At 50.8% G+C, this 11,441-nt stretch carries 9 protein-coding genes; 1 reads left to right on the forward strand and 8 read right to left on the reverse strand.

Annotation, left to right across the window (positions count from 1 at the left end):
- Positions 1-537: 537 nt before the first annotated feature.
- Positions 538-1,611 carry a peptide-methionine (R)-S-oxide reductase MsrB gene (gene msrB / locus QZ176_RS09835; protein WP_295153224.1) on the reverse strand — a complete coding sequence of 358 codons (1,074 nt, stop codon included), beginning with the start codon at positions 1,609-1,611 and terminating at the stop codon, positions 538-540.
- A 1,077-nt stretch (positions 1,612-2,688) separates the two neighbouring features.
- Between msrB and QZ176_RS09840 the strand changes: the two genes are divergently transcribed.
- Positions 2,689-3,069: a hypothetical protein gene (locus tag QZ176_RS09840; RefSeq protein ID WP_295153226.1), complete on the forward strand. Its 381-nt coding sequence runs from the start codon at positions 2,689-2,691 to the stop codon at positions 3,067-3,069.
- 167 nt (positions 3,070-3,236) lie between these two features.
- On the opposite strand, the gene purH is transcribed toward QZ176_RS09840, so the two are convergent.
- The 7 genes from purH to purL form a co-directional block, all read right to left on the reverse strand.
- Positions 3,237-4,775 carry a bifunctional phosphoribosylaminoimidazolecarboxamide formyltransferase/IMP cyclohydrolase gene (gene purH / locus QZ176_RS09845; RefSeq protein ID WP_295153228.1) on the reverse strand — a complete coding sequence of 513 codons (1,539 nt, stop codon included), beginning with the start codon at positions 4,773-4,775 and terminating at the stop codon, positions 3,237-3,239.
- A gap of 17 nt (positions 4,776-4,792) precedes the next feature.
- On the reverse strand, positions 4,793-5,383 hold the full coding sequence (locus QZ176_RS09850; protein ID WP_295153230.1) for a hypothetical protein: 591 nt from the start codon (positions 5,381-5,383) through the stop codon (positions 4,793-4,795).
- Between the two features lie 492 nt (positions 5,384-5,875).
- Positions 5,876-6,907, reverse strand: coding sequence for a hypothetical protein (locus tag QZ176_RS09855; RefSeq protein ID WP_005873202.1), 1,032 nt, complete (start codon positions 6,905-6,907; stop codon positions 5,876-5,878).
- Positions 6,908-6,933: 26 nt separating this feature from the next.
- Complete coding sequence (locus tag QZ176_RS09860) at positions 6,934-7,557, reverse strand: hypothetical protein (RefSeq protein ID WP_295153233.1); 624 nt, start codon at positions 7,555-7,557, stop codon at positions 6,934-6,936.
- A 14-nt stretch (positions 7,558-7,571) separates the two neighbouring features.
- Entirely contained in the window at positions 7,572-8,183 is a 612-nt protein-coding gene (locus QZ176_RS09865) for a hypothetical protein (RefSeq protein ID WP_295153234.1), read from the reverse strand.
- A 106-nt stretch (positions 8,184-8,289) separates the two neighbouring features.
- Entirely contained in the window at positions 8,290-9,267 is a 978-nt protein-coding gene (locus QZ176_RS09870) for a molecular chaperone DjiA (RefSeq protein WP_295153236.1), read from the reverse strand.
- 3 nt (positions 9,268-9,270) lie between these two features.
- On the reverse strand, positions 9,271-11,441 hold a 2,171-nt coding region (gene purL, locus QZ176_RS09875), incomplete at its 5' end, for a phosphoribosylformylglycinamidine synthase subunit PurL (RefSeq protein ID WP_295153238.1).

Raw genomic sequence — 11,441 nt, forward strand, 5'->3', positions numbered from 1 at the left:
CCTTCCCGCCCCAAACCCCACCTAACCTCCGACGACGCTAGCGGGGCGGACTACGTCCACGCATTTTTATTTAGCGGCTCCCGCCGCATGAAATTCCGTATCGATAAATTTTTAAAATTCCACTACCGCTAAATTTTTATCGTATTTGGAATTTTAATATTCCATCCGTAGCTGCCAAACCAATTTATCCGCCGATAAATCATCAAACCGCCAAGCCGTCCGCCGATCGTCAAGCTTCCGCTCGACCGCAAACTAAACTAGCCGCCGGGCAAACCGATCGGCAACCGACTAGTCGTCAAACAACCGACCGATTGAAAATCGATCTCGTATAGCCGTCAAATCAATCGATGAAATGCCCGTAAGCTAGCTATTGATATGATTGTAAAATCAACCGAGCAGCCGCCGAATTTATCGATAGGGAGCCGTATAAAACCGATCGACCGCCAAAAGCAGTGGTCGCAGACTAGAGGAGCGCGAGCCCAAGTTACAAAACGACTGACTGCCGAACCGATCGCCGAGCTAAAGCTCTAGCCTGCTTTACTCTACGTAAATTTTATACTCGCCGTAGCCGCGCGCGTCCATCTCCTCAAGCGGTATAAATTCCAAACTCGCGCCGTTGATGCAGTATCTCATACCGCCCTTATCTCTCGGTCCGTCCTCAAAGACGTGTCCTAAATGGCTGCCTCCTACGCGGCTGGAGACCTCGACGCGCTGCATACCGTGGCTGTCGTCTCGCGCATAGGCGATCGCATCGGTCGTTATCGGCTTTGAAAAGCTCGGCCAACCGGTGCCGGAGTTGTATTTATCGGTAGAGGAAAAGAGCGGTTTTTTCGACACGATGTCGACGTAGATGCCCTTTTTATAATTCTTGTCGTATTCGCTAGAAAACGGCTGCTCGGTCGCCTTTTCCTGCGTGACTTGATACTGAAGCTCGGTCAAATTTTTCTTCAGCTCCTCCTTGCTTTGCACTTTAAATTTTTCATCGTCCTCAAGCGGCTTTTTAGCAAGGCGCAGATCAATGTGGCAGTATCCGCCGGGGTTTTTATCCAGATAGTCTTGGTGGTAATCCTCCGCCTTGACGTAGTTTTTAAGCGGCATAACCTCGACCGCTATCTTTTCATCATATTTACTCTGCTTAAAGGCTACGAATTTACGCGCCGTCTCGCCGCTCGCCTCATCGGTGTAGTAGATGCCCGTGCGATACTGGCGACCGCGGTCGTTGCCTTGCTTGTCGATCGAGAACGGATCGATGATGCGGAAATAATGCGCCAAAATTTCAGGCTCGCTGATGACGTTGGCGTCGTATTTTAAGTGTAGCGTCTCGGCATGATCGCTGCTATGTAAGCCCTCATAGCTTGCTTTATCGCTCTTGCCGTTGGCGTAGCCCACCTGCGTCGCGACTATGCCGTCGAGCTGTTTGTAATACGCCTCCATGCCCCAGAAGCAGCCGCCTGCTAGATAAATTTCTTTTACGTTTGCGTTCACGCCGCCTCCTTTAACTTTAAAATTTGCGTCCGCCGCACCGGCGCTACTGCCGCCTGCGGCATTGAGCGCGACTAAATAACCCGCCGCCAAAGCAAAGAGGCAGATTAAAACTTTAGAAATTTTCATTTTGATCCTTTCGTTTTGAATTTTGCGCAATTTTACAATCTCTAAATGAAGCGAGGGTGAAAGAGAGAAATTTTATCGCTTACGGCGGATCGGTACCCAAATTTTATCGCCGCGGTATCGGGGCTTTCGCTCGCCGTCGCCGCAGAATTAGAATTTTATCGCTGCGGTGAGGCGGGATCAAAAATTTTATCTTACCGCGGCAGCGCAAGATCAAAATTTTATCTTATCCTCGCGGCACGCTGCAGCATCGGAATTTTGCCTCCTCGCAAGCGGTTAAAATTCTATGCTATAACGAGGGCTGAAATTTTACCGCCGCCGCCAAGATTAAAATTTTACCGCTTCAGCGGGGGGGCGGATTTCGCTAGCGCGGCAAGCGGTTGGATTTGATCGCCGCGGCAGGAATTAAAATTTTGCTACCGCTGCAGGGTTAGAATTTCATCGCCCTTGCGCTACGATGAAATTTGTCCCTTTTACGAGCGAGATCCTTGCGCCGTCCATTCGCCTGCGCTACGGCTTGCGTGAAATTTATCCATTCGTCGCGGCTTACGTGGAGATTTTAGAGATTTCGATACGCCCTATTGCGACGCGAAATTTTATTGTCGCGCCTCGCGGCTAGATTTTACTACCGTCGCGATAATTAAAATTTTACTGCCACGCGACCGTAATCTGAGCCTGATTTAGCGCCTTTGCGAGTTTTACGACGCGGCCGAATTCTACCGCAGGCGCCGTTTTGCGAGGGTACGGACTGCTCGCGGGACGGAAGCTTTGCGCTGCACCCGCTACTCTACTGCGCGATTAAATTTTATCTACGAGCCGCTGCGATCGCGGCACGGCACTTATCCATCGCGCGGCTAAATTTTCTACGCACCGCTTAGGTTACGGCACGGCGTCCATCTGCTCGCAGCACGATTAAAATTTATCTAAGAGCGCGCCGATCGCGACGAGGCGCCGCCTTAAAAATTTATACTCCGCTCCGTATCTGCTGCGAAACGGCGCCGAAATTTCAACGCAAAATAGGCGCCATGAAATTTTCGCGCCGCGAGATAAAATTTGTGCGCCGTTATACGACGACGAGGCGTGAGCCCATCCGCTGCATGCGCGATTAAATTTAAAATTTTCGCACTGCGGCTGCGAGATAAAATTTCGCGACCATTCAGAAGCGGCGAATGGTTAAATTTAAACTACGCCGCACCGCTACGAAGCGGTATGTCGCATAGCCAAAAACTTGCGCCGCGCAGTAGTATAACGAAGCGCGAACAGTCTGATTCGCACTGCCTCCGCCACGTAGCGGAGCACAGCCATTTACATCGCGCGCAGCTGTGTAGCGGAGATAGCCCGATCCGCACCGCGTTGGCGTGCAACAAAGCACCGCGCATTAGATCCGCGCCGCGCCACTACAAAACGATATACCGTGCAGCTAAACCATCGCCGCACAACCGTATGGCAAAGCGCAAGTAGTCCGATTAGCATCACGCCCGCCTCGTATCGGAGCGCAGTCAAATTTATACCGCGCCCTCTACGAAACGAGCAAAGAGATCCGCTCCGGCGCGGTTTTAAAGATTCGCAACGGCATAAAAAGTTATGAAGCCAGCGCAATAAATCCACTCACCGCAGGCAAGCAAAATTTAGTGCAAAAAGTGGCGCACTCCCGTAAAATACATCGCCATGCCAAATTCATCGGCGCTTGCGATCACCTCATCGTCGCGGATGCTGCCGCCTGGTTGCACCACTGCCGCGACGCCCACAGCATGGGCGATCTCGATGCTGTCTTTAAACGGGAAAAACGCCTCGCTGGCAAGCGCGCAGCCGCGCAGATCGACGCCCACATCGCGAGCCTTCGCTACTGCCGCACGTGCGGCGTCCACGCGGCTCGTCATACCCATGCCGATCGCGACCATTGCGCGATTTTTGACGTAAACCACGCAGTTGCTCTTCGTAAGTGCGGCGATCTGCCACGCGATTTTTAGATCATCAAGCTCGCTCTCGCTAGCCGCGCGTTTAGTGACGCAGCGGGCGCTTGCGACCTCGTCCGCGCCCACGTAGTCGCGCTGCTGATATACGAAGCCGCCGTCAATGAATTTAAAATCATATTTGTCGTTTTCGCGAATTAAAAACTCCCCGCCCTGCTCGAAAATTTTAATGCGCTTTTTCTTTTCAAATACCGCAAGTGCCGCAGGCGTAACGCGAGCGGCAAGGATAACCTCGACAAAAATTTCGTTAATTTTATTCGCTAGCTCCTCGTCCAAAACGCCGTTTATCGCCACGACGCCGCCGTATGCCGAGACTGGGTCGCATTTTAGCGCTTCTACGTAGCTTTCAAGCAGGCTAGATTTCACGGCAAAGCCGCACGGATTGGCATGCTTGCAGATCGCTACCGCAGGCGCCTCCCCGAAGCTGCTAGCAAGCATCAGTGCGCCGTGCATATCGGTCATATTGTTAAAGCTCGCCTCACCCTTTAGGCTCTTAAAGTGCTTGCTAAAAAAGTCCTCGAACTCGTACAGCGCGCCCTTTTGATGCGGATTTTCGCCGTAGCGAGTATTAAAAACCTTGCTGCCCGTGATAAATTTTTTCGCGCCGAAGCCGCCGTTAAAGCGCTCGTTCATATAGTTTGCGATCATCACGTCGTAGGCTGCGGTGTGCTCAAAAGCTTTTATCATCAAATTTTGCCTAAATTTCAGCTTCTCGCTCTCATCAGGGCTCGCCAAAATTTTCAAAACCGCATCGTAATCAAGCGGGCTAGTAACGACATAGACGCTCGCGAAATTCTTAGCCGCGCTTCGAACCATCGCAGGCCCGCCGATGTCGATATTTTCGATGATCTCCGAAAAATCGTCGGTGCGGGCTACGGTCGCTTTAAAAGGATATAAATTTACGCACACGAGATCGATGCCGCCGATGTCGTGCTGCGCGGCTTGGGTTACGTGATTTGCGTCGTTTCGCTTATACAAAATTCCGCCGTGGATCTTTGGATGCAGGGTCTTAACCCGCCCCTCAAACATCTCGGGCGAGCCCGAGTATTCGCTAACCTCGAGCGCCGAGGCGCCGTTTTCGCGCAGAAGCTTAAACGTGCCGCCCGTGCTTAAAATTTCAAATCCGAGCTTCTGCAGCCCTTTGGCAAACTCTACGACGCCCTCTTTGTCGCTAACGCTAAGTAACGCTCTCATCTTTTCTCCTTTTTAATTTATTCGCATAATTTTTTAAAAATCAGCTCGCGCATGTCGTTTGCATTAAGCTGAAAATACAAAATCGCCTCACGGCGAGCCTTTTGATACTCGCGCCTCGTCTTTTCATCTGCTACGCTGAGCTTGGCGCCGTTAAATTTCGCCATACGCGCCGAACTCAGCTCTTTTAGCCTTTCGCCGCCCGGAGAAATGCCGCCGCTATAATTAAACCACTCTTTGCTTTGAAAAATATTAAATAAAATTTGAAAATCTACGAAATTTCCCTTATTATACTCGGCGCAGACCCCGTTTTTGTGGCTTGCGGTATAGATCGCGCCGTATCTGCGCTCGAAAAAATATAGTTTTATGAGCTTTGCGTTTTTGTCTAAATTTGCGCCGCTACCGCCCAAAATCGCAAGCCTCGCATCGCCGCGCGTTTCGTAAGGACCTAAAATGGCGCCGTTTTCGTAGAGATTGCCGCCGTAAAAAGCGTATTTCGTATCGCCAAGCTCGTCCGAAAGAACGTAGGTTTTATCGCTTACGGGCGAGTTTTTGCCCGCGCAGCCGAGCAGCGACAGAGCCAAAAACAGAGACGAGATACAAAATTTCATCGCAAAAAATCCTTTAAATTTTAAAATTTTGCCGAATTTATGAAGCGGAAATCGACAAAGCGAGATTTACTAAATTTACCGCATTTACCGCGCGCAAATTTTAATTTTACTTCTCAAATGCCGCCGCGTTGCCCGCGCGGACGTAAATTTTAAAATTTTGCGCTGCTTGCAAAAGCTAAATTTAAAAGCCGAGCGCAAAACGTAAATTTAAACCGCAGCGCAAATTTAGCCGCAAGGACCTGCGCAAATCGGCTAAATTTAAAATTTCGCGGCGCAGCTTTTATCGCCAAGCTAGGCTGCACTTGCTTTTGCCGCTTTTTAAAATTTTAAATTTACCTGCACATCTTGTTTTCCAGCTCATCCATAAGCGCGGCTATATCGTCGCCTACGAGCTCCATTAACGCCGTTTGTCGCTGCTGCTCGTTTAAATTTTGCGCGCCGATTTAAATTTTATAAGCCGCAAATTTAAAGCGGCACGAAATCCAAACAGCACTAAATATAATAGATGCTGTTTTTGATATTTTTGCCGTCGATCTCGTTTTTGCGCCACGAGCTCTCGTCGTTTAGCACGATCCAGCGCTTCTCCTCCTCACGGTAAAACCAATCCTTGTCGATCTGATAGTAGATCTGGCATCCCAAAATTTCGATGATGTTGGCGATGTTGTTGTCGTGGTAATTGTTCTCGTCGAAGTCGGTGAAGGTGCGCTGCCCCATCTCGGCGTAGAGCTCGTTTAAAATTTGAAGCATCTCGCTTAGGCGCGTATCCATCTTCTCGACCTGAAGCCCAAGCTCGTTAGCCTCTCTGAATAAGATCGGATAGTCGTGCGACGGATAGCCGCTGTTTAGCTTGTCGCTGATAAAGGCGATCTTTTGCTCATCTTCGAAGTGGTAGCGCAGAATTTCGCGGCAAATTTTAAGCGACAGGCTGCTTGCGCGATCGACGGCGCCGAAAACGAGCGGATGGATATACTTGTAAAGCTCCTTATACGGGTTCTCGTCGTTGGGGCGCTCGTTATTTTTCCAAAGCTTCACCACGCGACTTAGCTCGTCCATCGAAACGTTGGCTTGATCGTTTGTGTTCGTAACCGGCGAAAGCTCGTGGCGCAGCGAAGTATCGACCGACGTGAGATAGCCTAGCGGCCCCATTAAAATTTTATTCGCCCCAAGCGCCATCATCGTAGCCGCCGAAGCGCAGTTTGCCGGCACCAGCGCGATCAGCTCGTCGCAGTGGTTGCGCAGGATCGAGACGATCTTAAGCGATGCGATGCCGCTGCCGCCGTCAGATTTGATGTAAAGGTAGAGCTTTTCGAAATGCTTGCCCTTGAGGTGGTCGTTGATACTGATCGCGTCGTTGCCGCAGACACTGCCCGCGCCCGAATTGAAGTAGGTAAGCAGCGGCGCGCCCAGATATTTCTCGATATTGGTGATCACCTCTTGCGTTTGCTTCATCAAGATCGGCGGTTGCTTCGCTGCCTTTTTGGCGCCCTGCTTCTGCGGCTCTTCGTCTTTGGATAAAAATCCCATGTTTTTCCTTTCGTGTTGGTTTGGTTTTAAAATTTTATCTTACAAATATCGCGCAATCTGTCCCGGTGCCACTCGATGCTCTGCTTGACCGTATTGCCTAGAGCCGTATGCGGGCTTTGCAAAAACGCCCTACTATTTTTTAGGCTTGAGCTCACGTATTCGTAGCGTGAGATCACGTTTGCGCTGGAGCTTTGCGACACCGAAGCCGAAAACGAGTATGAATAAAGCGGCGCGGAGGAAGCGTAGCCGCTAAAGTGCTCTTTCAGACTTACGAATTTACCCTCCGCAAAGGTCTTGCAAACGCCGCCGCTTGCGGAATACTCGGCGATTCGCAGCTCTTTATTGGGCGTAAAAACGTAAATCGTAAATTTATTTATAGCTCTTTGCGAAATTTGGTCCTTAGCTACGCCGACTCCTCTTTCGTCTGTAAATAGATAGAGATTGGAGCCCTCCTCTTCATATCTTCCTAAGATTGCGTCATCTTTAAAAAGCACGCCGCCTGAAATTTTATACTCGGTGACGGTCTGCCCGTCGTAGCTCATCATCACGGAATTTTCCGGATGTAGCTCGGCTTGCGAATACTTTACCTTCATACAACCCGCAAGCAGCGCGACCGCCGCAAACAGCGTTAAAATTTTAATTTTATCCATAGCTCCCCCGAAGTTTATCTGCAAAAATCGTCTAAGATCATGGTTTTAAGACCATCGATCGTCTTTTTGAAAAATCCAGCCACAGCCAACTCCTCCGCTATATATTTCGTATCTTTGCGATCGACCGCTTTTTCAAAATTCATATTTTTATATGCACTCAACGTTTTTGAACTCATATTTTGCAATAAGCTCTCGCTTTTTGAAATTTTGCCGTCCGCATAAAGCCAATCGCCGTCTTTAAACATATTTGAAGTATAGTCGAAATTTACGTATCTGCCGGCGTTATAGACGCTGCAAATCCCATCTTTGTGCCAAATGCTAAATACCATTGCCCTTTCGTCGTTAAAAAGATAAAATTTCATCCGCTTGGCATTCAGCGCGGACTTATAGTTATTGCCGTAAGACTTGCCCGCTTCATCGAGCACAAGCATCCTAAACTCGCCTCTATCCATAGAATAGGAGCCTAAATTTCTGCCGTTTTCATACAGATCCTCGCCGGCAAATTTATAGATCACGGTTTTGTTGCCGTCGTAAAATTTAAACTCCTTATCACTCTTAGCCGGACGCAATATCCCGCATCCTCCAAGTAGTGCCGCCAAAACGGCAAAAACTATAAAATTTTTCATTTATCACTCCTTAAATTCTAATCCTTCGCAGCACCTTTCCGCCGTATCGCGAGCCCTACCTCAAAATTTCAAGGCGTTTTGCGCCCTCAAATTTTAAAATTTCGCCCTACTTCTCGCCGAAGCGCTCCTTTAAAATTTTATACGCCTCGTTGATCTCCTGAAGCTTCTTCGTGCCCTCCTGGATGATCTCCTCGTCCGCGCCCTTGCCCATCAGGATGTCGGGGTGGTATTTTTTCACGAGCTCGCGATATTTTTTCTTGATCTCGCTAAACGTAGCGTCCTTGGAGAGCCCCAAAATTTCATACGGATCTCTTTTGCTTTTGGCGGAGCCTTGCGAGTCGCCCGAATACCCGCCATATCCACTCGAATACCCGCCGTAACCGCTCGAACTTTGCGAGCCTCCGTAGCCCGAACCCGCCGTGCCGCCATATCCGTAGCCGGTGCCGCCGCCATAACTGCTACTTCCGTAGCCGCCCGTGCTTCTGCCGCCGTATTTGTCCCAATACCCGCCGCTTCTTGTGCTATAGCCGTCGTATTCGTCGTAAGTGGAGCTGCTTTGCGAGCCGCCGTTTTCGTAATATGTGCCGTAAAAACTGCGCTCAAAGGTCGCGAAAATCTGGCTTTGGATATGCTCTGCAATGCCCAATCCGTCGCAGATCTGCGAGATTGTGCGCCGCTCTGCCGCGCTAAAACCGCGATCGACGTAGGCTAAATTTAAAAAGAAATATATTAGCCCCGTTTTGCGACTCGGGCTCGGGCGGTAGGTTTGGTTATATTTCTCGGCAAGCTCGCGCACATTTGCGAGGTTTTCTTTCTCGAGCTTATAAACGAGCTTCAGCGCCTGGCGTTCGCGTTCGCCGGCGCCCATTTGGCGCACCAAATCGTCTAAAATTTCGCTTATCATCGCGGCTTCGGACTCGCTTACGTGCCCGTCGCTTTTGGCGACCTTGGCTAGAAGCGCTACTAAAATTTTAGCCTCTGCTAGCTGCATTCGCGCCTTGCCGCGATAGCCGGAGTTGCCGAGAGCCCCGCCGATCTGCGCGAAAATATACAGCGCGATTAAAAGAAATATGATGCTAAGCACGCGCTAATCTTCGCTCTTTACGATCTTAGCAAACTCGCCGAAGTAAATTTCTTCTAGCGCGTTTATGTTTTTACGGACGGAATTTATGCGAAACGTTTCGCCGCCGCTGGTGCCTAGACGCATCAAGCTTAGCCCGTATTTTGCGGCCAGCTCTTTAAATTTCGCCTCGTCGCGGACGCCGAAAATCGCGCGCGAAAAGCTCTCATCGAAAATATCTCTGCTATCGTCGCAGCTCATCTCAAACTCGCCGCCTACGCCGCCCACGCACGCCATCTTCGCAAGCGTGATCGCCACGCCGCCGATTCCTACGGAATTTGCAAATTCCAAAATCCCGCTCTTGCCGGCTTCTATCGCGAAGTCCCACAGCGCGCGCTCTGCCTTTAAATTTAACTCAGGCAGGCTGCCTGCGACGCGGTTTTCTACCGCTTTCATATAAAGCGAGCCCGCAAAAACGCCCTTCGTATCGCCTACCAGATAGACGCTCACGCCGCTAGCGCAAAAATCGCTAGGGATGATCTCGCCCTCGTTTGTGCCCACGCACACGATCGCGGGAGTGGGCTGGATGCTAACGCCGCCCGTTTCATTATATAGGCTTACGTTGCCGCTGATGACCGGGGTATTTAGCGCGGCGCAAGCCTGCTTAATCCCCTCGCAACCCTGCGCGAACTGCCACATAACCTCAGGATTTTGCGGATTGCCGTAGTTTAGGCAGTCGGTGATGGCTAGAGGCGTCGCGCCGCTCATAGCGACCTTTCGCCCTGCCGATGCTACCGCGAGCGCCGCGCCTATGCGAGGATGGACGTAATTCATCCGCGTATTGCAGTCCGCAGCCATCGCGAGCTTTACGCCGTTTTGCTTAACGCGCATCACCGCAGCGCCCAGCATGCCGGGGCGCTTGGCAGAGTTTAGCCCTACGTTGGCGTCGTATTGATCGTAGATGTAGGATTTATTTAGCACTTCGGGGTCCCCAAAAATTTTATCAAACGCCGCGTCCAGCTTGCGCTCGCTTGCGCCACAGCCGCATAAATTTTGTTGCGCGATCTGCGCCATATATGCAGGCTCTTTTATCGGACGATCCAGCACGGACGCCGCCTCGCTAAGAGGCTCGATCGGGATAACGCCCGCTAGCTCGCCGTGCCAAAAAAGCTCCATCTTGCCGCTATCCGTCACCTCGCCGATTACGGCAGCGTCAAGATCCCATTTGGCAAAAATTTCTTTGATTTTCTCCTCGCAGCCCTTTTTGGCGCAGATCAGCATGCGCTCTTGGCTCTCGCTTAGCATCAGCTCATACGGGCTCATCCCTGCCTCGCGCATCGGCACCTTGTCTAAGCTTAACCTCATGCCACTACCGCTACGCCCCGCCATCTCAAAGCTGCTTGAAGTAAGCCCCGCCGCGCCCATATCCTGGATACCCACGACGTAATCGGTTTTAAAAAGCTCCAAGCACGCTTCCATCAGCAGCTTTTCGGCGAACGGATCGCCCACCTGCACAGTCGGGCGCAGGGATTTGTTTGCGTCATTAAAGCTATCGCTCGCCATCACGGCTCCTCCGAGTCCGTCGCGACCGGTTTTGGAGCCTACGTAGATCACGCTATTGCCCACGCCTTCAGCCCTGCCGTAGAAAATTTCATCCTTTTTAACGATACCCAGAGCAAAGGCGTTAACTAAAATGTTGCCGTCAAAGCTCTTATCAAAGCTCGTCTCGCCGCCTATCGTAGGGATACCCATGCAGTTGCCGTAGTGCGCGATACCTGCGACTGCTCCTTTTAGCAGATAGCGCTGCTTGCGCGCATTCTCGCTTCTTCCTCGCACCTCGCCGAAGCGAAGAGAGTTCATATTGGCCTCGACGCGCGCACCCATCGTAAAGATATCGCGCAGTATCCCGCCTACGCCTGTCGCAGCGCCCTGAAAAGGCTCTATGAAGCTAGGGTGGTTGTGGCTTTCCATCTTAAAAACCGCGGCCATGCCGCCGCCGATGTCGATGACGCCTGCGTTTTCGCCAGGACCTTGGATGACCCAAGGCGCCTTGGTCGGAAAGCCGCTTAAGTATTTTTTGCTCGATTTGTAGCTGCAGTGCTCGCTCCACATCGCGCTAAAAATCCCAAGCTCGAGCAGATTCGGCTCGCGACCTAAAATTTTTAAAATTTTTTCATATTCTTCGTCTGAAATTTTAT

Source organism: uncultured Campylobacter sp., assembly GCF_905373215.1.
Classification (GTDB): Bacteria; Campylobacterota; Campylobacteria; order Campylobacterales; family Campylobacteraceae; genus Campylobacter_B.